23 protein-coding genes and 3 tRNA genes are annotated in these 20544 nt (G+C 72.7%); 5 read left to right on the top strand and 21 right to left on the bottom strand.

Annotation, left to right across the window (positions count from 1 at the left end):
* Positions 1-93: 93 nt before the first annotated feature.
* The 7 genes from ACZ6RC_RS07180 to ACZ6RC_RS07150 all read right to left on the bottom strand — a co-directional run bounded on the left by ACZ6RC_RS07180 (position 94) and on the right by ACZ6RC_RS07150 (position 3689).
* Entirely contained in the window at positions 94-1536 is a 1443-nt protein-coding gene (locus ACZ6RC_RS07180; RefSeq protein ID WP_469579856.1) for an MFS transporter, read from the bottom strand.
* A gap of 78 nt (positions 1537-1614) precedes the next feature.
* Entirely contained in the window at positions 1615-2184 is a 570-nt protein-coding gene (locus tag ACZ6RC_RS07175) for a TetR/AcrR family transcriptional regulator (RefSeq protein ID WP_453612913.1), read from the bottom strand.
* An 81-nt stretch (positions 2185-2265) separates the two neighbouring features.
* Positions 2266-2694, bottom strand: coding sequence for a MaoC family dehydratase (locus ACZ6RC_RS07170; protein ID WP_469579854.1), 429 nt, complete (start codon positions 2692-2694; stop codon positions 2266-2268).
* Between the two features lie 3 nt (positions 2695-2697).
* Positions 2698-3150, bottom strand: a complete 453-nt coding sequence (locus tag ACZ6RC_RS07165) for an FAS1-like dehydratase domain-containing protein (RefSeq protein WP_469579852.1) — start codon at positions 3148-3150, stop codon at positions 2698-2700.
* A gap of 95 nt (positions 3151-3245) precedes the next feature.
* A complete protein-coding gene (gene rpmG / locus ACZ6RC_RS07160) occupies positions 3246-3410 on the bottom strand; it encodes a 50S ribosomal protein L33 (protein WP_003956487.1) in 165 nt (54 codons plus the stop codon).
* An 89-nt stretch (positions 3411-3499) separates the two neighbouring features.
* Positions 3500-3572: transfer RNA gene (locus ACZ6RC_RS07155), tRNA-Met, on the bottom strand.
* Positions 3573-3616: 44 nt separating this feature from the next.
* A tRNA-Thr gene (locus ACZ6RC_RS07150) sits at positions 3617-3689 on the bottom strand.
* Between the two features lie 217 nt (positions 3690-3906).
* On the opposite strand from ACZ6RC_RS07150, the gene ACZ6RC_RS07145 reads away from it, so the two are divergent.
* Both ACZ6RC_RS07145 and ACZ6RC_RS07140 read left to right on the top strand, forming a co-directional pair.
* On the top strand, positions 3907-5175 hold the full coding sequence (locus ACZ6RC_RS07145; protein ID WP_453612909.1) for an amidohydrolase family protein: 1269 nt from the start codon (positions 3907-3909) through the stop codon (positions 5173-5175).
* A 2-nt stretch (positions 5176-5177) separates the two neighbouring features.
* Positions 5178-5834 (top strand): NAD(P)H-binding protein, encoded by a 657-nt coding sequence (locus ACZ6RC_RS07140; RefSeq protein WP_469579851.1) that lies wholly within the window; start codon positions 5178-5180, stop codon positions 5832-5834.
* Between the two features lie 319 nt (positions 5835-6153).
* Here ACZ6RC_RS07140 and ACZ6RC_RS07135 read toward each other — a convergent pair.
* A tRNA-Tyr gene (locus tag ACZ6RC_RS07135) sits at positions 6154-6235 on the bottom strand.
* Positions 6236-6418: 183 nt separating this feature from the next.
* Between ACZ6RC_RS07135 and ACZ6RC_RS07130 the strand changes: the two genes are divergently transcribed.
* The 3 genes from ACZ6RC_RS07130 (at position 6419) to ACZ6RC_RS07120 (ending at position 8167) form a co-directional block, all read left to right on the top strand.
* Positions 6419-6907 (top strand): YajQ family cyclic di-GMP-binding protein, encoded by a 489-nt coding sequence (locus tag ACZ6RC_RS07130; protein WP_356886185.1) that lies wholly within the window; start codon positions 6419-6421, stop codon positions 6905-6907.
* A gap of 118 nt (positions 6908-7025) precedes the next feature.
* On the top strand, positions 7026-7529 hold the full coding sequence (locus tag ACZ6RC_RS07125) for a methylated-DNA--[protein]-cysteine S-methyltransferase (RefSeq protein WP_469579849.1): 504 nt from the start codon (positions 7026-7028) through the stop codon (positions 7527-7529).
* Positions 7526-8167, top strand: coding sequence for an alpha-ketoglutarate-dependent dioxygenase AlkB family protein (locus ACZ6RC_RS07120; protein WP_469579847.1), 642 nt, complete (start codon positions 7526-7528; stop codon positions 8165-8167). Before ACZ6RC_RS07125 ends, ACZ6RC_RS07120 begins: the two co-directional genes overlap by 4 nt.
* Here ACZ6RC_RS07120 and ACZ6RC_RS07115 read toward each other — a convergent pair.
* The 13 genes from ACZ6RC_RS07115 to ACZ6RC_RS07055 form a co-directional block, all read right to left on the bottom strand.
* On the bottom strand, positions 8159-8428 hold the full coding sequence (locus tag ACZ6RC_RS07115; protein WP_391144133.1) for a GlsB/YeaQ/YmgE family stress response membrane protein: 270 nt from the start codon (positions 8426-8428) through the stop codon (positions 8159-8161). The two genes, ACZ6RC_RS07120 and ACZ6RC_RS07115, sit on opposite strands and share 9 nt — an antisense overlap.
* A gap of 76 nt (positions 8429-8504) precedes the next feature.
* The gene (locus tag ACZ6RC_RS07110) at positions 8505-8906 is read right to left on the bottom strand and encodes a YccF domain-containing protein (protein ID WP_391144131.1); all 402 of its coding nucleotides are present in this window, start codon (positions 8904-8906) and stop codon (positions 8505-8507) included.
* Entirely contained in the window at positions 8903-9766 is an 864-nt protein-coding gene (gene htpX, locus ACZ6RC_RS07105; RefSeq protein ID WP_391144129.1) for a zinc metalloprotease HtpX, read from the bottom strand. Before htpX ends, ACZ6RC_RS07110 begins: the two co-directional genes overlap by 4 nt.
* Positions 9767-9965: 199 nt before the next feature.
* Positions 9966-11519, bottom strand: a complete 1554-nt coding sequence (locus ACZ6RC_RS07100; RefSeq protein WP_469579844.1) for an NADH-quinone oxidoreductase subunit N — start codon at positions 11517-11519, stop codon at positions 9966-9968.
* Positions 11516-13069: an NADH-quinone oxidoreductase subunit M gene (locus ACZ6RC_RS07095; protein ID WP_469580770.1), complete on the bottom strand. Its 1554-nt coding sequence runs from the start codon at positions 13067-13069 to the stop codon at positions 11516-11518. The genes ACZ6RC_RS07100 and ACZ6RC_RS07095 overlap by 4 nt, the downstream gene beginning before the upstream one ends.
* A gap of 27 nt (positions 13070-13096) precedes the next feature.
* A complete protein-coding gene (locus ACZ6RC_RS07090) occupies positions 13097-15088 on the bottom strand; it encodes an NADH-quinone oxidoreductase subunit 5 family protein (protein WP_469579842.1) in 1992 nt (663 codons plus the stop codon).
* Complete coding sequence (gene nuoK / locus ACZ6RC_RS07085; protein WP_391144122.1) at positions 15085-15465, bottom strand: NADH-quinone oxidoreductase subunit NuoK; 381 nt, start codon at positions 15463-15465, stop codon at positions 15085-15087. Before nuoK ends, ACZ6RC_RS07090 begins: the two co-directional genes overlap by 4 nt.
* Positions 15465-16070, bottom strand: a complete 606-nt coding sequence (locus ACZ6RC_RS07080) for an NADH-quinone oxidoreductase subunit J family protein (protein WP_469579839.1) — start codon at positions 16068-16070, stop codon at positions 15465-15467. Before ACZ6RC_RS07080 ends, nuoK begins: the two co-directional genes overlap by 1 nt.
* Positions 16067-16747 carry a NuoI/complex I 23 kDa subunit family protein gene (locus ACZ6RC_RS07075; protein WP_469579837.1) on the bottom strand — a complete coding sequence of 227 codons (681 nt, stop codon included), beginning with the start codon at positions 16745-16747 and terminating at the stop codon, positions 16067-16069. Before ACZ6RC_RS07075 ends, ACZ6RC_RS07080 begins: the two co-directional genes overlap by 4 nt.
* Positions 16747-17715, bottom strand: a complete 969-nt coding sequence (locus ACZ6RC_RS07070) for a complex I subunit 1/NuoH family protein (RefSeq protein ID WP_453612893.1) — start codon at positions 17713-17715, stop codon at positions 16747-16749. The genes ACZ6RC_RS07075 and ACZ6RC_RS07070 overlap by 1 nt, the downstream gene beginning before the upstream one ends.
* On the bottom strand, positions 17712-19511 hold the full coding sequence (locus tag ACZ6RC_RS07065) for an NADH-quinone oxidoreductase subunit C (protein ID WP_469579834.1): 1800 nt from the start codon (positions 19509-19511) through the stop codon (positions 17712-17714). The genes ACZ6RC_RS07070 and ACZ6RC_RS07065 overlap by 4 nt, the downstream gene beginning before the upstream one ends.
* Entirely contained in the window at positions 19508-20116 is a 609-nt protein-coding gene (locus ACZ6RC_RS07060) for an NADH-quinone oxidoreductase subunit B (RefSeq protein WP_469579832.1), read from the bottom strand. Before ACZ6RC_RS07060 ends, ACZ6RC_RS07065 begins: the two co-directional genes overlap by 4 nt.
* Positions 20107-20508: an NADH-quinone oxidoreductase subunit A gene (locus ACZ6RC_RS07055; protein WP_469579830.1), complete on the bottom strand. Its 402-nt coding sequence runs from the start codon at positions 20506-20508 to the stop codon at positions 20107-20109. Before ACZ6RC_RS07055 ends, ACZ6RC_RS07060 begins: the two co-directional genes overlap by 10 nt.
* Positions 20509-20544 lie beyond the last annotated feature (36 nt).

Below are 20544 nucleotides of genomic sequence, written 5' to 3'. Positions count from 1 at the left end.
GGCCCCCGGCGCCCGGGAGGGGGCACGGGTGGCGGCGGGCCGCGCGGGGAGGCGTCCCCCTCCGGCCGGGCCGGAGGAGGACGGCCGGCCGTGTCACGCGGAGGTCAGCAGGCGTTCGCCGGTTCCGTCGGCCTTCTCGACCGGGCCCTCCCCCGGTGCCGTCCGCCGGCGCGGGATGGCCAGCGCCGCGGCCGCTCCCAGGGCCACCATCCCGGCCCCGACCCAGAGGGCGGGCTCCAGGCCGTCGACGAAGTGGCGCGCGGAGTCGTAGCCGCCCTGGGCGGCGAAGATCGAGGACATCACGGCGATGCCGAGGGCGCCGCCGACCTCCCGCAGGGCGTTGTTGGCGCCGGAGGCGATGCCCTGCTCGGACGGGCGGACGCCGGACATGACGAGGTGGGCGGCGGGGGCGAAGTAGAGGGCCATGCCGATGCCGCTGACGATGAGGGCGGGGAGCTGGGCGGCGTACGACACGTCGGGGGTGACGATGAGCGCGAACCAGGCGAGGCCGACGGCCTGGAGGGCGAGGCCGGCGGCGACGACCGGGCGGCCGCCGATCCGGTCGGAGAGGTAGCCGGCGATCGGCGCGACGAGCATGGGCATGCCGGTCCAGGGGAGCATGCGCAGCCCGGCCTCGGTGGGCGAGTAGCCGAGGACGCCCTGCATGTACTGGCTGAGCAGGAAGATCGAGCCGAACATGCCGAGGAACATCAGCAGGCTCGCGGCGTTGATGCCGGCGAAGGCGCGGCTGCGGAAGAGCCGCATCGGCAGCATGGGCGCGCTGGCGCGGATGCCGTGGTGGACGAAGCCCGCGAGGAGGGCGGCGCCCGCGAGGAGCGCGGTGAGGACGGTGACGCTGGTCCAGCCGTCGACGGGGCCGCGGACGAGTCCGTACACGATCCCGAAGAGGCCGCCGCTGGCGAGGAGGGTGCCGGGGACGTCGAGCCGGGCGCCGGTGCCGTACGACTCGGTGAGGCGCAGCCGGGCGAGGGGCAGCAGGGCGAGGCCGAGCGGGACGTTCAGCCAGAAGATCCACTGCCAGGAGACGTGCTCGGTGAGGCTGCCGCCGATCAGCGGTCCCGAGGCGACGGCGAGGCCGTTGACGGCTCCCCAGATCCCGTACGCCATCCCGCGCTTGGCGGCCGGTACCGCGGCGGTGAGCAGGGTGAGGGTGAGCGGCATCATGATCGCGGCGCCGACGCCCTGGACGGCGCGGGCGGCGATGAGCGCGTCGATGCCCGGGGCGAGGGCGGCGCCGGCGGAGGCCAGGGTGAAGACGGCGAGTCCGGTGATGAAGAGCCGGCGGCGGCCGAACCGGTCGCCGAGGGCGGCGCCGAACATGAGCAGGACGGCGAAGGTGAGGGTGTAGGCGCTCACCGTCCATTCGAGGTCGTGGAGCGCCCCGCCGAGGTCTTCGCGGATGGAGGGCAGGGCGGTGGTGACGACGAGGTTGTCGAGGGCCGCCATGAAGCCGGCGATGCTGGTGATGACGAGCGCCCAGACGGCGGAGCCGCGGCGGGGTATTGGCTGGTTCATTGTCGTGTCCCCTGTTGTTAGTTATCGCTGACTAACTTTCACGCGCAGAAAAGCCGGACGCGGGGCGGCGGCGCCGCTCTATCCGTCGAGGGTCCCGAGGCGGCGGGACGAGGGATAGAACCCCTCCCAGACCCGGTGCTCGGGCGGAAACCCCATGCCGACCAGGGTGTTGATGAGCATGCCGTACGCGAGGAAGGTGGTGGTCTCGCCGATGTCGGCGCCGAGGGTGAGGTGGACGGAGTCCCAGAGCTCCATCCAGCCGGCCCGCACGGCCTCGCCGAACTCGTGGTCGCCGGCCGCCTCCGCGGCGGCGACCGTCGCGTACACCTGCATCTGCATCAGGAGCCGTTCCGGACTCTCGGCGATCATCCGGTGGTACGCCTCGGCCATGGCGTGCAGGGCCTCCTCGCCCGACAGCCCCTCGCTCGCCTCCTCGAAGACGCGGCGGACGTCGGCCGTGCAGCGCACCGAGGCGGCCAGGAAGATGGCCTTCTTGCTCGGGAAGAGCCGGAAGAGGTACGGCTGCGACACCCCGACGCGCCGGGCGATCGCCTCGGTGGACGTGCCGTAGTAGCCACCGCGGCTGAACTCGCTCATCGCCGCGCGGATGACGCTCTCGCGCCGCTCCTCGGCACTCATCCTGACCATGGGTACAAAGTTAGTGCTCAATCACTAACTAGGCAAGCGAAGAGATCGAGGCGGCCGCTCGTGGCGGCCGCCCCTCCCCCGCTACGCGAGCGCGACCACGGCCCGGGACATGCCCAGGACCTTCTGGCCGGCCGACATCGCCGTCAGGTCCACCCGGACCCGGCCGTCGTCCAGCTTCGCCGCCACCTTGGCGCTGACCTCGATCAGCGCGCCCCGGTCGTCGTCGGGCACGACGACCGGCTTGGTGAAGCGCACGCCGTACTCGACCACGGCGGCCGGGTCGCCGGCCCAGTCGGTCACGACTCGGATCGCCTCGGCCATGGTGAACATGCCGTGGGCGATGACGTCGGGAAGGCCGACCTCGAGCGCGAACCTCTCGTTCCAGTGGATGGGGTTGAAGTCCCCGGAGGCACCGGCGTACCGCACCAGCGTGGCGCGTGTCACCGGGAAGGACTGGGACGGCAGCTCCGTGCCGACCTCGACCTCGTCGTAAGCGATCTTCGCAGCCATGGCTCAGGCCTCCTCGGGCGCGCGGGACACGAGCTTGGTCCAGGCGGTCACGACGTGATCGCCGCTCTCGTCGTGCACCTCGCCGCGGATGTCGAGGATGTCGTTGCCCGCCAGGGACTTGATCGCCTCGATGGTGGAGGTCACCGTGAGCCGGTCCCCCGCCCGCACCGGCCTGCTGTACGCGAACTTCTGGTCGCCGTGCACCACACGGCTGTAGTCCAGGCCCAGCTGCGGGTCCTCGATGACCTGCCCCGCCGCCGCGAACGTGATCGCGAACACGAAGGTCGGAGGAGCGATCACCTCGGGGTGACCGAGCGCCTTCGCCGCTTCCCGGTCGGTGTAGGCGGGATTGGCGTCACCCACCGCTTCCGCGAACTCGCGGATCTTCTCGCGGCCGACCTCGTAGGGCGCGGTGGGCGGATAGGTCCGGCCCACGAAGGACTGGTCGAGCGCCATGGACTCGATACCTCCTGGATTTGTTGCCGAGATGTGTTGCCGACAAACGACACGAGGCCGCCCCCTGGTGGGGACGGCCTCGTGTACGAGCCTGATTAGCGAGTCTCGCGGTGCGCAGTGTGCGAGTTGCAGCGAGGGCAGTGCTTCTTCATCTCAAGACGGTCCGGGTTGTTACGCCGGTTCTTCTTGGTGATGTAGTTCCGCTCCTTGCACTCCACGCAGGCCAGCGTGATCTTCGGGCGGACGTCGGTGGCAGCCACGTGAGTGCTCCTTGGACGGACGGATGGACGGATGAACGCATAAAAGAGTAGCCGATCGAAGGACCGACCCCACAATCGGCTACCGTGTGTAGCGGTGACCGGACTTGAACCGGTGACACAGCGATTATGAGCCGCTTGCTCTACCGACTGAGCTACACCGCTTTGATGATCCGGTTCCCGCCCGGAGGCGGGTTCCTTCTCACCAGAGCCCCAATACGGAATCGAACCGTAGACCTTCTCCTTACCATGGAGACGCTCTACCGACTGAGCTATTGGGGCGAGCGATGAAGACATTACACGGTCCTCCGCCGATCGCCCAAATCCGTTTCGCCGCCTCCCGCGCGGTCGCGCGCACGCGGTGAGCACACCCGTCCCGTACGCCACTCGTGGCCTCATCAGTACGACTTTTGCGCTCCTCCTCGAAGGGCGGCCGGACCGCCCCTAGGCTCGGCCCCACGCTGCGTGATCTTGATCTTGAGGAGCCTTGAGGAGCCCGATGTCAGCCGACAGCAAGCAGCCCCAGCCGCCCGACGACTGGGCCGCCGACACCGCCGACTCGACCTCGCTCCTGCTCGCCAACGCCCGGCTCACCGACGGGCGGACCGTCGACGTACGCCTCGGCGGCGGCCGGATCGAGGCCGTCGGCACGGCCGGCAGCCTGGCCGCCGTCGGCGCCCGTGTCGACCTCGCCGGCTACCTCCTGCTGCCCGCGGCCGCCGAACCCCACGCCCACGCCGACACCGCGCTCAGCGCCGACACCCCCGGCCCCGTCTCGTACGCCCCCGAGGAGGTGCAGCGGCGGGCCACCGAGGCGGCGCTCCTGCAGCTCGGCCACGGCGCGACCGCGCTGCGCGCGCACGTCCGGATCGGGGACGTGCACGGGCTCGGCCCGCTCGGCGCCGTCCTCCAGGCCCGGCGCTCGCTGCGCGGCCTCGCGGACCTGACGGCCGTGGCGGTGCCCCGTCTGCTGACCGGCGTGGCCGGCGCGGACGGGCCGGCGATGCTGCGGGACGCGCTGAAGATGGGCGCCGGGGTGGTGGGCGGCTGCCCGGACCTCGACCCGGATCCGGCCGGCTACGTCGAGACGGTCCTGGAGCTGGCGGCCGAGCACGGCTGCCCGGTCGACCTGCACACGGACGGTGACGACCCGGCGCGCCTCGCCCGGCTGGCGGCGATGGCCGGCGGGCTGCGGCCCGGGGTGGCGATCGGCCCGTGCGCGGGGCTCGCCCGGCTGCCCTCCGACGCGGCGCGGCGCGCGGCCGACCAGCTCGCGGCCGCCGGGGTGACGGTGGTCTGCCTGCCGCAGGGTGGCTGCGGGGCCACCGAGACGCGGGGCGCGGCGCCGGTACGGCTGCTGCGGGCGGCGGGCGTACGGCTCGCGGCGGGCGGCGGGGCGCTGCGGGACGTCTCCAACCCGGTGGGCCGGGGCGACCCGCTGGAGGCCGCCTATCTGCTGGCCTCCCTGGGCGGTCTGCCGGCCGGTGACGCCTACGGCGCGGTGAGCGCCGGGGCGAGGGCCGCGATGGGGCTGCCGGAGGTGCGGGTGGAGGCCGGATTCCCCGCCGAACTCCTCGCCGTGCGCGGCGAAAGGCTCACCGGTGTGCTGTCTCTCGCGTACAGCCGGATCGTGGTGCACCGGGGGCGGGTGGTGGCCCGGACGAGCGCGGTGCGGGAGTACTGCGACTCGGCGGCGGCGCTCGATCTTCCGCGCCAGTCCCGGCCCGAGTCGGGAAGCCCTCCGGGCGGGCCCGTCGTACGGTCGTGAGTATGCGCATCGTCATCGCTGGAGGACACGGACAGATCGCCCTACGCCTGGAGCGCCTGCTCTCGGCGGGCGGACACGAGGCGGTCGGGCTCATCCGCAGAGCGGATCAGGCCGACGCCCTGCGGGCGGCGGGCGCCGAACCCGTCGTCCTGGACCTGGAGTCGGCGTCCGTCGACGAGGTCGCCGAGGCCCTGCGGGGCGCGGACGCGGCGGTCTTCGCGGCGGGCGCGGGGCCCGGAAGCTCGGTGGAGCGGAAGGACACCGTGGACCGGGCGGCGGCCGTGCTCTTCGCGGACGCGGCCGAACGGGCGGGTGTACGGCGCTATGTCGTCGTCTCCTCGATGGGCGCGGACTCCCGCCACCAGGGCGACGAGGTCTTCGACGCGTACCTGCGCGCCAAGGGCGGGGCGGACGACTCGGTTCGCTCCCGTGCGGCCCTGGACTGGACGATCCTGCGCCCGGGGATGCTCACCGACGACGCCGGCACGGGCCTGATCCGCCTGGAGGCCCACACGGGCCGCGGCCCGATCCCCCGCGACGACGTCGCCGCGGTCATCGCGGAACTCGTCGAGACCCCGGCGACGGCGGGCCTCACCCTGGAACTGGTGAGCGGCTCGGTCCCGGTCTCGGTGGCGGTGAAGGCGGTGGCGGGCGAGTAGCCCGCCGTCCAACCCTGACGGACGGCCAGACGGACGACGGCAAGGGCGCCGACCGGCGCGGCCTCAACCGCGCCCGCTGACCCCGGGCGCCGAGCGGCCGACGGTGCCCGTCATCAGACGTACCCCGCTCCAGTGGAGGAGCTAGGCGGACGCACCGTCGGCCATGCCCCGAGCTTGTCAGCACCCGGGGTCGGCGCAACCCAACCACCCGCCACGCCGGTGATCAAGGGAGTTTCGGCGTGGCCCGGCCTTGTCACACTTACACAGCAGAACGGCCCCTGATCAGCGTTTCCGCAGATCAGGGGCCGTTCTTATCGCGTGGCGGCGCCAGGATTCGAACCTGGGTAGGCTAAGCCGACGGATTTACAGTCCGCTCCCATTGGCCACTCGGGCACACCGCCATGGGATGTCGCTGCCGGGAGCCGCTTGTGGGCGGTGCTCCGTGGCAACGACGTAAACGATACCTGATCCGTGGGGGTGGTCCGCCACCGGATTGATCAGCCGTCGGGGTGGGTGCGGGTGACTAGGCTTGGGTCGTACATCCCACGCAACCGCAACGCATTCGACGCAAGGAGCCACACGTCATGGCCGACTCCAGTTTCGACATCGTCTCCAAGGTCGAGCGGCAGGAGGTCGACAACGCCCTCAACCAGGCGGCGAAGGAGATCTCGCAGCGCTACGACTTCAAGGGCACCGACGCCTCGATCTCCTGGCAGGGCGAGAAGATCCTGATGCAGGCCAATGGCGAGGAGCGGGTCAAGGCGATCCTCGACATCTTCGAGACGAAGCTGATCAAGCGCGGGATCTCGCTGAAGTCGCTGGACGCGGGCGAGCCGCAGCTGTCCGGCAAGGAGTACAAGATCTTCGCGACGATCGAGGAGGGCATCTCCCAGGAGAACGCCAAGAAGGTCTCCAAGGTCATCCGCGACGAGGGCCCCAAGGGCGTCAAGGCGCAGGTCCAGGGTGACGAGCTGCGGGTCAGCTCGAAGAGCCGGGACGACCTGCAGGCCGTGCAGGCGCTGCTCAAGGGCAAGGACTTCGACTTCGCGATCCAGTTCGTGAACTACCGCTAGGACGCGCGCGGGACGGCCGGCCGGACCCCCGGACTGGCTGTCCGAAAACCGCCAGCGTCAGCCCCGCGCGCCCTCGCAGACTGGACAGCGGACCGAGCGTGCGAGGAGAGGAAGAGCCATGACCCCCGAGACCGTGTACGCCCGTGTCGAGAGCCCTCTCGGGGAGATGCTGCTGGTCGGCCGGGTCGCCGAGGACGGTTGCGCGCGGCTCGCGTCGCTGTCGCTGCCCGGGCAGAAGGGTGCCGTCGCCGTCGGGGACGGCTGGCGGCACGCGCCGGGGCTTTTCTCGGCCGTCGCCGGGCAGTTGGACGAGTACTTCGCCGGGCGGCGGGACCGTTTCGACCTCGTGTACACCGAGAGCGGGACGGAGTTCCAGCGGCGCGTCTGGTCGGCGCTCGACGGCATCCCGTACGGCTCGACCGTCTCGTACGGCGACATCGCGCGGCTGGTCGGCGCCTCCGGGGCGGGGGTGCGGGCGGTCGGTACCGCGATCGGGCGCAATCCGCTGCTGGTGGTGCGGCCGTGTCACCGGGTGATCGGCGCAGACGGGAGTCTGCGCGGGTACGCCGCCGGTCTGGAGCGCAAGGAGCGGCTCCTGGGGCTCGAGGGCGCCCGGGGGTGACCGAGGGGCTGTTCCCGCGCGAGCGGGCCGTGGTCGCGCCGGGCGCGGTGCACGTGCCCGGGTGGCTGTCGCCCGCCCGGCAGCGGGAGTTGGTCGCGGCCTGCCGGGAGTGGGGGCGCGGGCCCGTGCCGTACCGGCACACCGTGCTGCCGGGCGGCGGGGTGATGTCGGTGCGGTCGCTGTGTCTGGGGCGGCGCTGGGAGCCGTACCGCTATCTGCCCGACGTGGCGGTCGGACTCCCCGACTGGCTCGCCGCGCTGGGGCGGGAGGCGCTGGTGGAGGCGTACGGCGAGCACGGCGGTTTCACGCCCGACACGGCGCTGGTGAACTTCTACGACGCCGGCGCGCGGATGGGCATGCACCAGGACAAGGAGGAGCGGTCCGGGGCGCCGGTGGTGTCGTTGAGCCTGGGTGACACCTGTGTCTTCCGGTTCGGGAACACCGAGAACCGGGGGCGGCCCTATACGGACGTGGAGTTGGCCTCCGGCGACCTCTTCGTCTTCGGCGGCCCTTCGCGTCTCGCGTACCACGGGGTGCCGAAGGTGTACCCGGGGACGGCCGACGCGGAGCTGGGCCTGACCGGGCGGCTCAACATCACCCTGCGGGACACCGGGCTCCCGGGCCCGTCGTCAGCGTGAGCGTGAGTGGCCGAAAAGGATCCGGTAGGCGATCAGCAGGACCAGCGCGCCGCCGATGGCGGAGAGCCAGGTGGCGCCGTCGTAGAACTCCGTGCTGATCGGGCGGTCCAGGAAGCGCGCGGAGATCCAGCCGCCGACGAAGGCGCCCGCGACGCCTATGAGGGTGGTGCCGATGAGGCCGCCCGGGTCCCTGCCGGGCAGCAGGACCTTGGCGATGACGCCGGCGAGCAGGCCGAGGACGATCCAGCTGATGATGCTCATGCCGGGAAGGACGCCTGCGGGGCGGGGTCCGGTTGCGGGGCCCGCCCCCGCGGGCCCGTCGCCGCGCCGCTCGGGGTCAGTACGTCCGGCGGGCGACGAAGGGCTGGTCGCTGGGGACGATCTCCTTGCCGAGGGGCAGCAGGGAGACCGGGACGAGCTTGAAGTTGGCGATGCCCAGCGGGATGCCGATGATCGTGATGCAGAGCGCGATGCCGGTGACGATGTGGCTGAGCGCCAGCCACCAGCCCGCGAGAATCAGCCACAGGACGTTGCCGACGCAGGAGGGCGCGCCGGCGTCGTGGCGGTCGACGACGGTGTAGCCGAAGGGCCAGAGGGCGTAGACGCCGATCCGGAAGGCGGCGAGCCCGAACGGGACGCCGATGATCGTGATGCACAGCAGGACGCCCGCCAGCATGTAGCCGAGGAACATCCAAAGGCCGCACAGGATCAGCCAGATGACGTTGAGGATGGTGTTCACGGGCGTCGACCTGCCATCTGCTCGAGTCGGGCGATGCGCTCCGCCATCGGCGGGTGCGTCGAGAACATCTTCGTGAGCCCCTGGCCGGGCCGGAAGGGGTTGGCGATCATCATGTGGCTCGCGGTCTCGATCCTCGGCTCGGGCGGCAACGGGAGCTGCTTCGTGCCCGCTTCGAGTTTGCGCAGGGCGCTGGCCAGGGCGAGCGGGTCGCCGGTGAGCTGGGCGCCGGAGGCGTCCGCCTCATACTCCCGCGACCGGCTGATGGCGAGCTGGATGACGGAGGCGGCGACGGGGCCGAGGATCATGATCAGGAGCATGCCGAGGAGGCCGGGGCCGTCGTCGTCGCTGGAGCGGCCGACCGGGATCAGCCAGGCGAAGTTGACCAGGAACAGGATGACGGAGGCGAGCGCTCCGGCGACCGAGGAGATCAGGATGTCGCGGTTGTAGACGTGGCTCAGTTCGTGGCCGAGGACCCCGCGCAGCTCGCGTTCGTCGAGGATGCTCAGGATGCCCTCGGTGCAGCACACGGCGGCGTTGCGCGGGTTGCGGCCGGTGGCGAAGGCGTTGGGTGCCTGGGTGGGCGAGATGTAGAGCCGGGGCATGGGCTGGCGGGCCTGGGTGGAGAGCTCGCGGACCGTCCGGTAGAGGGCGGGGGCCTCGAACTCGCTCACCGGGCGGGCCCGCATGGCCCGCAGCGCCAGCTTGTCGCTGTTCCAGTAGGCGTACGCGTTGGTGCCGAGCGCCACGACGAGCGCGACGATCAGTCCCGTACGTCCGAAGAAGCTGCCGATGAGGATGATGAGGGCCGAGAGCCCTCCGAGGAGTACGGCGGTCCTCAGCCCGTTGTGCCGGCGGTGCACGGTACGCCCTCCAAGTGGTGCGGCGGGGAACCCTCTGCCAGTTACTGGTCCACTCGTCCAGTGGACCCTCCCGTACTGGTCAACGCCAGGCGGGAGGCGCGGGTTCCCCGGGCCGTACCGGGGGGCGGTGTGGGCCGTTCGGGTGGCGGACGCCTCGGGGGGCGGGCCCCGGGCGGTGGCGGGCGGCCGGCCCCGGGGGTCAGAAGAGGCTGTCCGCCGCGAAGCGGAGGGCGATCTGCGGGTAGCCCGAGAGGACGACGCCCGCCACGGCGGTGAGGGCGATCGCCGTGGTCAGCGCGGCCGGGACGCGGACGCGGACCGGTGCGCCGTCCGCCGCCTCCGCGCCCTGCGGCGCGCGGAAGAGGAGGGCCGTCCACCGGAGGTAGTAGACCAGCCCGATCACGACGTTCACGCCCATGATCACGGCGAGCCAGCCCAGGCCCGCGTCGACGGCGGCGGAGAAGACGGTGACCTTGGCGAAGAGGCCGATGATGCCCGGCGGCAGGCCCGCCAGGTTGAGCAGGAAGAAGCCCATGACGAGGGCGGTGAGCGGCCGGGTGGCGTACAGGCCGCGGTAGTCGGCGATCCGGTTGCGCGGGTGGCTGCGGGCGACGAGCGCGGCCACCGCGAACGCGCCGAGGTTCACGACGGCGTACATCAGGGCGTACGCGACGGTGGCGCCGATCTGGTCGTCGCCGGAGTACGCGGCGGCGGCGATCGGCACCAGGAGGTAGCCGGCCTGGGCGACGGACGACCAGGCGAGGAGCCGGACCGCGCTCCACGCGCGCGTGGAGGCCTGCCGGAGGGCGGCCACGTTGCCGACGGTCATGGTGAGCGCGGCGAGGACGGCGAGGGCCGGGCCCCAGACGTCGGCGTACGAGGGGAACGCGACGACGGTCACCAGGATGAGGCCGGTGAAGCCGACGGCCTTGCCGACCACGGAGAGGTAGCCGGCGACGGGCAGCGGGGCGCCGACGTAGGTGTCGGGGACCCAGAAGTGGAAGGGGACGGCGGCCGTCTTGAAGGCGAAACCGATCAGGGTGAGGACCACGCCCGCCTCGGCGAGGGTCTCCAGCTGCCCCGGGACGTCGCCGAGGCGCTGGGCGATCTCCGTGAGGTGCAGGGTGCCGGTCGCCGCGTACACGAAGCTGACGCCGAGGAGGGTGACGGCGGTCGCGGTGACGGAGGAGAGGAAGAACTTCAGCGCCGCCTCGCTGGACATCCGGTCGCCGCGGCGAAGGCCCACGAGCGCGAAGGCGGGCAGCGACGCCACTTCGAGGGCGACGACGAGGGTCGCCAGGTCGCGCGAGGCGGGCAGCAGCGCGGCGCCGGCGGCCGAGGAGAGCAGCAGGAACCAGTACTCCCCCGCGGGCAGCTTCTCCTCGGTGTCGGAGAGCGAGAGGAGGGCGGTCAGGAGCGCGCCGCCGAGCACCAGGAGCTGGATGACCAGCGTGAAGTGGTCGGCGGTGTAGCTGCAGCCGGCGAGGCCTGCGCCGTTCTGGGCCATCTCCGCGGCCTCGGCGGCCTCGGGGGTGAGGCAGAAGGTGGAGCGGTCGCCGGCCCGCAGGGGGACCAGCAGGGCGATCGAGGCGACGAGGCCGGCGATCGCGGTCCAGCCGAGGAGCCGCTTGTGCCGGGCGGGGACGAAGAGGTCGGCGACGAGGACGGCGAGGGCGGCCACCGCGGTGAGGGTGGGGGGCGCGATCGTGAGCCAGTCGACGGACTGGACGAGGCTCGCGGTTGTAGGGGTCACTGCTTGCCTCCGGCGAGGAGCTGCTGCACGGCCGGGTCGGTGAGGCCGAGGAGGACCGCGGGCCACAGCCCGGCGAGGACGGTGAGGGCGACGAGCGGGGTCCAGGCGGCGAACTCGTAGCCCCGCACGTCGGCGACCACCGTCCCGTCGTCGGCGCGCGGCCCGCCCATGCAGACGCGGCGGACGACGAGGAGGAGGTAGGCGGCCGTGAGGAGGGTGCCGAAGGCGCCGATCACCATGAAGGTGAGGAAGGCGGGGCGGCTGAGGCCCTCGGCCGGGTCGAAGGCGCCGAAGAGGGCCAGCATCTCGCCCCAGAAGCCGGCGAGGCCGGGCAGTCCGAGGGAGGCGACGGCGGCGAAGGCGAGCAGGCCGCCGAGGCGCGGCGCGCGGCCGTAGAGGGCGGCTCCGGTGGCGCCGGCGAGGGTGTCGAGGTCGGCGGTCCCGTACCGGTCCTTGAGGGCGCCGACGAGGAAGAAGAGCAGGCCGGTGATGAGGCCGTGGGCGATGTTGGCGAAGAGCGCGCCGTTGACTCCGGTGGGGGTCATGGTCGCGATGCCGAGGAGGGCGAAGCCCATGTGGCCGACGGAGGAGTACGCGATCAGGCGCTTGAGGTCGCCCTTGTTGCCGGGCCTGGCGAGGGCGAGGCAGGCGAGGGAGCCGTAGATGATCCCGACGACGGCGAAGGCGGCGAGGTAGGGCGCGAAGACGCGCATGCCGTCGGGGGCGACCGGCAGGAGGATGCGTACGAAGCCGTACGTGCCCATCTTGAGCAGGACGCCGGCGAGGAGCACGGAGCCGACGGTCGGGGCGGCCGTGTGGGCGTCGGGGAGCCAGCTGTGCAGGGGCCACATGGGGGTCTTCACGGCGAGCCCGAGGCCGATCGCGAGAACGGCGATGACCTGCACGGACGTGGTCAGTCCACGGCCGTTGTCAGTGGCCAGTGCCACCATGTCGAACGTGCCCGCCTTCAGGCCGATGAGGAGCAGGCCGAGCAGCATGACGACGGAGCCGAGGAGGGTGAAGAGGATGAACTTCCAGGCGGCGGCCTGCCTGCCCTCGCCGCCCCAGCGGGCGATGAGGAAGTACATCGGGATGAGGACCATCTCGAAGGCCAGGAAGAACAGCACCAGGTCGAGGACGGCGAAGGTGGCCAGGGTGCCGGACTCGAGGACGAGCAGCAGGGCGACGAAGGCCTTCGGGGACGGGCCCGTGGGCATCTTGAAGTAGCTGTACAGCGCGCAGAGGAAGGTCAGCAGCGCCGTCATGACCAGGAGGGGGAGGGAGATGCCGTCGACACCGAGGTGGATCCGCACGTCGAGGGCGGGGATCCAGGTGATGTCCGTGCTCGCCTGCATCCTCGACGGCCGGTCGTGGTCGAAGCCGAGGGCGAGGGCGATCGTGGCGGCCAGGATGACGCCGGTGACGGTGACGCCGTGGCGGAGCACGGCCTGGGCGGGTGAGCTGCCCCTGAGGCCGGGGGGCGCGGGCAGGAGCGCGGCGGCGGCGCCGACGAGCGGCCCGGCGACGATCGCCACGAGAAGGAACTGCATCACGGATTCGCTGATATCGATCACGGCTCACGCTCCGGCGGCGACGAGTACGGCGGCGATCGCCAGGACGACGGAGCCGGCGAGCAGGGCGCTGAGATAGGTCTGCACGTTGCCGGTCTGGGCGCGGCGGACGAGCCATCCCAGCCAGCGGGTGCCGGTGCCCGCGCCGTTGACGTAGGTGTCGACGACCTCGCGGTCCAGGAAGCGGACCAGGGAGGCGGCGGCCAGGACGGGGCGGACGAAGAGGGTGCTGTAGACGGCGTCCAGGTGGAAGCCGGTGGCGGCGTGCCGGTGCAGCGGGCCGAGGAGGACGCGGCCGGGGTCGGCGGGGTCCTGGGCGGAGGCGACGTCGCCGTAGGCGGGGGTGTGGCCGGCGATGGCCTCGGCCTCGACGAGCCCGGCGCCGCCCTCGGGGTGGGCGGCGACCGCGCCGATCGGGGTGCGGGCCGCGAGGGCGCGGGTGCGCTGCCAGACGGCGAAGGTGACCAGCCCGCCGGCGACGGCGAGGCCCGTGCCGAGGACGGCGGTGGTGACGGTCGGGGTGAGGGCGTGGCCGTCGAACCAGTCGTCGAGGTAGGTGACGGAGAGGCCGAAGCCGAGGGAGGGGACCGCGAGCACCCACAGGACGGTGGTCATGGCGAGCGGCTGGCGGCCGTGGTCGGGGGCCTCGGTGCCCCGGCCCCGGAAGGCCAGGAGCCAGAGGCGCGTCGCGTAGGCGGCGGTCAGCAGGGCGGTGAGGAGGCCGGCGACGAGGACGGTCCAGCCGGCCCCGGCGGGGGCGACGGTGCGGTCTCCGAGGGCGGTGTGCTCGGCGGCCACGAGGACGGCTTCCTTGGAGAAGAAGCCGGCGAACGGCGGGAGCGCGGCCAGCGCGAGGAGGGCGATGGTCATCGTCCAGTAGGCGTCGGGGACCCGCTTGGTCAGGCCGCTCATCCGGGACATGGCCGAGAGGGAGTTCGTGCCGGCGGCGTGGATGACGGCGCCGGCGGCGAGGAAGAGCAGCGCCTTGAAGGCGCCGTGGGACAGGAGGTGGAAGACGGCGGCCCCGCGGTCGCCGACGGCGAGGGCGCCGGCCATGTAGCCGAGCTGGCCGATGGTCGAGTAGGCGAGGACCCGCTTGATGTCGTCCTGGGCGAGGGCGGCGAGCCCCGAGCCGACCATCGTGATCGCGGCCATCACCGCGAGCACGGTCAGGGCGGCGGCCGAGGCGGCGAAGACGGGGAGGAGGCGGGCCACGAAGTAGATGCCGGCGGCGACCATGGTCGCCGCGTGGATCAGGGCGGAGACGGGGGTCGGGCCGGCCATCGCGTCGGGGAGCCAGGTGTGCAGCGGGAACTGCGCGGACTTGCCGGCGACTCCGGCGAGGAGCAGCAGCGCGATCAGCGTCGGGTGGTCGAGGCCGCCGGCGGCGACGGCGCCGAGGATCCCGCCGATCCGGAAGGTGCCGGCGTCGGCGGCGAGCGCGAAGAGCCCGATGAGGAAGGGGACGTCGCCGAGCTTGGTGACGAGGAACGCCTTGAGGGAGGCGGCGCGCGCCTCCGGGGTCTCCCAGTAGTGCCCGACCAGGAAGTACGAGCAGATGCCCATGATCTCCCAGCCGACCAACAGCACCATCAGGTCGCCGGAGTAGACGACGAGCAGCATGGCGGAGGTGAAGAGGGAGACGAGGGCGGCGTACGAGGGGTAGCGCGGGTCGTCGCGGAGGTATCCGGTCGAGTAGATCTGCACGCAGGTGGCGACCACGCCGACCAGGACGGCGGCGAGGGCGGCGAAGCCGTCGATGCGCAGGGCCAGGTCGATGGGGACGGAGCCGGTCGGGGTGAGCCGGGTGGCGGCCTCGAGGGTGGTGCCGCCGCCTTGGCGGACGGCGACGAGGACGGCGAGGACGGCGGCGGCGAGGACCGGAAGGACGGCCAGCGGGCGGACGAAGCCGGGTGCGGTGCGGCCCAGGAGGAGGCCGGCGGCGGAGCCGAGGAAGGGCAGGAGGGGGACGAGGACGGCGAGGGTCGTGGTGGTCACGCGGTGGCCTCGGCCTTCTCGTCGTCGGACGGGTTCTCCGGCGTGCCGGGCCGGGGGCTGTCGGGGCCGGTGGGCTCGGCGGTGTCCCGGAGGCGGTCGACGTCCGAGGTGCCGCGGTTGCGGTAGACCATCAGGACGATCGCGAGTCCGATGCCGATCTCGGCGGCGGCGATGGCGATGACGAAGAGGGTGAGGGCCTGGCCGGCGTGGAGGGTGTCGCGGAGCCAGACGTCGAAGGCGACCAGGTTGAGGTTGACGGCGTTGAGCATCAGCTCGACGGACATCAGGACCAGGATCGCGTTGCGGCGGGCGAGGACGCCGTAGAGGCCGACGCAGAAGAGCAGGGCGGCGAGGACGGCGGGGTAGGCGAGGTGCATCAGTTCCCGGTCCCGTCCTTCGGCGCGGTCTTGGCGGTGCGCGGGGCGCCCTGGGGGGCGGCCGTCCTGTCGGTGTCCTTGCGGGAGAGCACGATCGCGCCGACCAGAGCGGCCAGGAGGAGGACGGACAGCGCCTCGAAGGGCAGCACCCAGTGCCGGAAGAGGATCTCGCCGGAGACCGCGGTGGAGCCCTGGGCGGGACCGTCGAGGTCGATCCAGGTCGTACGGAACGCGTCGGCCACGACCCACACGAGCGCGGCGGCCGCCGCCAGGGCGACCGCGAGGGCGACCGGCCGGTTGTTCGAGTCGGCGTCCGGGGAGCGGCCGATGGGGGCCCTGGTGAGCATGAGACCGAAGAGGAGGAGGACGACGACGGAACCGACGTAGATCAAAACCTGGACCCAGGCGATGAACTCGGCGGTGAGGAGGAGGTACTCGACGGCGATGCCGCCGAGCGCGACGACCAGCCACAGCGCGGCGTGGACGAGCTGCCGGGTGGTCACCGAGACGACGGCCGCGCCGAGGGTGACGAGACCGACGAGGAGGAAGGCGATCTCGACGCCGGTGGGCGAGAGGAAGCCGGGGTGGGCGGCGGCGAGGTTCACGCGGGGCCTCCCTCGGAGGGGCCGGAGGGGCCGGGGGTCTCGGGCGTGCCGGGCGTGCCGGGGGTCTCAGGGGTGCCGGGGGCGCCGGGGGCGCCGGGGGTCTGGGCCTCGGTCTGGGCTTCGGGCTGCGCTTGGGCGGCCTGGGCGGCGGCTTCGGCGGCGGCCTGCTTCTCGACGGCCTTGCGGGCCGCGGCGATCTCCTTCGGCTCCTCGGCGGCCGGGTCGAGCGCGGGCGGCTCGGGGACCGTCCACATCCACTCGCGGAGCTTGTCGCGCTCGTGGGTGAGTTCGTGGATGTCCGTCTCCGCGTACTCGAACTCCGGCGACCAGAACAGCGCGTCGAACGGGCACACCTCGATGCAGATCCCGCAGTACATGCAGAGGGAGAAGTCGATGGCGAAGCGGTCGAGGACGTTGCGGCTGCGCTCGCGGCCGCCGGGGGCGGCGGCGGGGACCGTCTCCTTGTGGGAGTCGATGTAGATGCACCAGTCGGGGCACTCGCGCGCGCAGAGCATGCAGACCGTGCAGTTCTCCTCGAACAGCCCGATGACCCCACGGGTGCGGGGCGGCAGCGCGGGCTGGACGTCGGGGTACTGGGCGGTGTGCGCGCGCTTGGTCATCGCGCGCAGGGTGACGGCGAGACCTTTCGCCAGACCGCTGCCGGGGATGGGGGCCATTAGACGATCGCCACCTTCACGATGCCGGTGAGCGCGATCTGCGCGAGGGCGAGCGGGACGAGGGTCGTCCAGGCGAGCTTCTGGAGCTGGTCCTCCCGCAGGCGGGGGTAGCTCACGCGCAGCCAGATGACGACGAAGGCGAGGACCGCGGTCTTCAGCAGGGTCCAGACCCAGCCGAGGCCGTCGGCGCCGAGGGGGCCGTGCCAGCCGCCGAGGAAGAGGACGGTGGTCAGGCCGCACAGGACGACGATGCCGGCGTACTCGGCGAGCAGGAAGAGAGCGAATCGCAGGCCGGTGTACTCGGTGTACGCGCCGAAGATGATCTCCGAGTCGGCGACGGGCATGTCGAACGGCGGCCGCTGGAGTTCGGCGAGGCCGGCGACGAAGAAGACGAGGGCGCCGACGATCTGCCAGGGCAGCCACCACCACTCGAAGGCGTTCAGGATGCCGGGGAGGGAGACGGTGCCGGCGGCCATCGCGACGGAGGCGGCGGCGAGGAGCATCGGCAGCTCGTAGGCGAGCAGCTGAGCGGCGGTACGGAGCCCCCCGAGCAGGGAGAACTTGTTGGCGGAGGCCCAGCCGGCCATGAGGCTGCCGAGGACGCCGACGCCCATGACGGCGAGCACGAAGAAGATGCCGGCGTCGACGACCTGGCCGACGGCTCCCTCGCTCGGGCCGATGGGGATGGCGACGAGGACGAGGAGGTACGGGAGGAGGGCGACGGCGGGTGCGAGCTGGAAGACGCGGCGGTCGGCGTCGGCCGGGACGACGTCCTCCTTCTGCGCGAACTTCACGCCGTCGGCGACGAGCTGGGCCCAGCCGTGGAAGCCGCCGGCGTACATGGGGCCGAGGCGGCCCTGCATGTGGGCCATGACCTTGTGCTCGGTCTGGCCGACGACGAGGGGCAGCACGAGGAACACGGCGAAGACGACGAGCAGCCGGAGGCCGACGTCGAGTGCGTCGTTCACGCGGGATCGCCTCCGGCGGATCGGTCGGTGGCCCCACCCTCCGTCTCCGGGCGCGCCGCCCGGTCGGGGCGGGAGGGCCGGTCTTCGGGGGAGGGCTGGGTCGGGGGGGTGGTCTCGTCTTCGGGGGCGTCGGGGGCGTCAGGGGCGTCGGGGGCTTGGGGGGCGTCGGGGGCGTCGGGAAGGGCCTCGTCTTCGGAGGGCGCCTGGCCCTCGGGGACTGCTTCGCCTCCGCGGGAGCCTTCGCCCTCGGGAGCCGGGCGGGCCTCGGGGCCTGCCTGGCCCTCGCGGGGGCCGTCGCCCTCGGGAGCCGGGCGGGCCTCGGAGGCTGCCTGGCTCTCGCAGGGGCCTTCGGCCTCCGGTGCCGGGTGGGCCTCGGGAGCCGGGCGGGCCTCGGGGCCTGCTTCGCCTCCGCGGGAGCCTTCGCCCTCGGGAGCCGGCTGGGCCTCGGAGGCTGCCTGGCTCTTGCTGGGGCCTGCGGCCTTCGGAACCGGGTGGGCCTCCGGAGCCGGGTGGGCCTCGGGGACTGCCTCGCCTTCGCGTGGACCCTCGCCCTCCGGAGCCGGGTGGCCCTCGGGGCCTGCCTGGCCCTCGCGGGAGCCTTCGCCCTCGGGAGCCGCCTGGTCCTCGGAGGCTGCTTCGCCTTCGCGAGGGCCTTCGGCCTCCGGCGCGGGCTCCGGGTCGAAGGCGGGCTTCGCGTGGTGCCAGGGGGCGTCCGTGCTGCGGGTGCGGGGCGGGGTCGTGGGGGCGGCCGGGGTCTGGCTCGCCGAGCCGTCGGCGGCGCTGCGGGAGCGGCGCGGCGGCCGGGCAGGGGCGGCCGCACCTTCCTCGGCCGGCGGCTCCGGGGCCTCGGCGCGCTGCGTCGCCGAGCCCTCGCTCACCGAGCGCGACCGGCGCGCCGGTCGCGCGGGACCGGCTTCGGGCGCCGTGGCCCGGCTCACCGAGTCCTCCGGGGTCGCCTCCGCGCCGGTCGCCTGGCTCGCCGAGCCCTCCGACACCGAACGGGTGCGGCGAGCGGGTGCGGGAGCCGTGGTCTCCGCGCCGGTCGCCTGGCTCGCCGAGCCCTCCGATACCGAACGGGTGCGGCGAGCGGGTGCGGGAGCCGTGGTCTCCGGGGCCGTCGCCTGGGTCGCCGAGCCCTCCGTCGTCGTACGGGTGCGGCGGGGCGGTCGGTCGGCGGCGGGGCGGGGGGTGCGGGCCGGGGCAGGGGGGAGCTGGCCCTTGAGGGGGCCCCACTCGTTCGGATCGGGGACGCCCGGCGGCAGCATCTGGCGGCGCTTGGGCCCGCCGTGGCCCGCACCGGCCGGAGGCTCCCCCGGTTCCTTCGCACCCGGCCACGCCTTGGCGACCCGGGCCGCCAGGACGAAGTCCTTGCGCAGCGGATGGCCCTCGAAGTTCTCGGGGAGGAGCAGCGGGACCAGGTTCGGGTGGCCGGTGAAGGTCACCCCGAACATCTCGTACGTCTCGCGCTCGTGCCAGGCCGCGCCCGCGTAGACCTCCACCGCCGTCGGCAGCGAGGCCGCCTCGTGCGGGACGGTGGTGCGTACCAGCAGGCGGCGGACCGTGCCGCCCTCCAGCGCCACGACGTGCGCGCAGACCTTGAAGCCGGTGCCCGGCTCGTCGACCGCGCTCAGCCAGTCGAAGTAGGTGCAGCCCAGCTCGTCCCGGGCGGTCTCCAGCGCGGCGATCCAGGAACCGGCCGGCACGTCGACCGTCAGCAGGTCGTAGGCGCGTTCCGCCGTCGCCTCCGCGCCGAAGACCTCGGTGACGGAGTCCGGCAGGGTGTCGTACGCGTTCACTTCGCACCGTCCGGCGGGGTGACCAGGCCGCTGGTCAGCTGGCCCACGGACGGGCCGCGGCCCGCGTAGCGCTCGCCCAGGGACTCCCGGGCGATCTTCTCCTGGAGCTTCAGGATCCCCTGGAGCAGCGCCTCCGGCCGCGGCGGGCAGCCGGGGACGTAGACGTCGACGGGGATGATCTGGTCGACGCCCTTCGTCACGGAGTACGAGTCCCAGTACGGGCCGCCGCAGTTGGAGCAGGCGCCGAACGAGATGACGTACTTGGGCTCGGGCATCTGCTCGTACAGCCGCCTGACCGCCGGCGCCATCTTGTCCGTCACCGTGCCGGAGACGATCATGAGGTCGGCCTGGCGCGGTCCGGGCGCGAAAGGGATCACGCCGAGCCGGATGAAGTCGTGGCGGGCCATCGACGCGGCGATGAACTCGATCGCGCAGCAGGCGAGGCCGAAGTTGAAGACCCAGAGGCTGTAGCGGCGGCCCCAGTTGAGGACCACCTTCATCGGCTCGGGGGCGAGCCGGGCGAGGGGCCCCAGCGTCGGCGCCGGCAGCGGCGTCGGCCCCTGGGGAGTCCGGGAAGTCCGGGGAGTCTGCGGGGTCACGTCCATGACAGGACGCCCTTCTTGTACGCGTAGAGCAGTCCCACGGCCAGGAAGCCGAGGAAGATGAACATCTCGACCAGCGTCGTCGCGCCGTAGCCGGGCGCCGCGAAGACCGTCGCCCAGGGGAAGAGGAAGATCGAGTCCACGGCGAAGATGACGTACAGAAAAGCGTAGACGTAGTAGCGGACCTGGGTGTGGGCCCAGCCCTCGCCGACGGGGTCGACGCCGCACTCGTACGTCAGCAGCTTCTCCGGCGTCGGCGCGACGGGCCGCAGCAGCCGGCCCGCGCCGAAGGCGACGGCGACGAAGAGCACGCCGAGGGCGGCGAGCAGTCCGACGACGGAGTACGTCTGGAAGTAGTCCGCCGCGAGTCCCGCCCGTACGGTCGGATCCGGCACGTCCACCCCTCGCTCCCTGCCCGTCTCGACGATCTG

Source organism: Streptomyces sp. NPDC048353 (assembly GCF_055587165.1).
The sequence above is the reverse complement of the archived record's forward strand: the minus strand, read 5'-3'. Positions and strand labels throughout refer to the sequence as shown.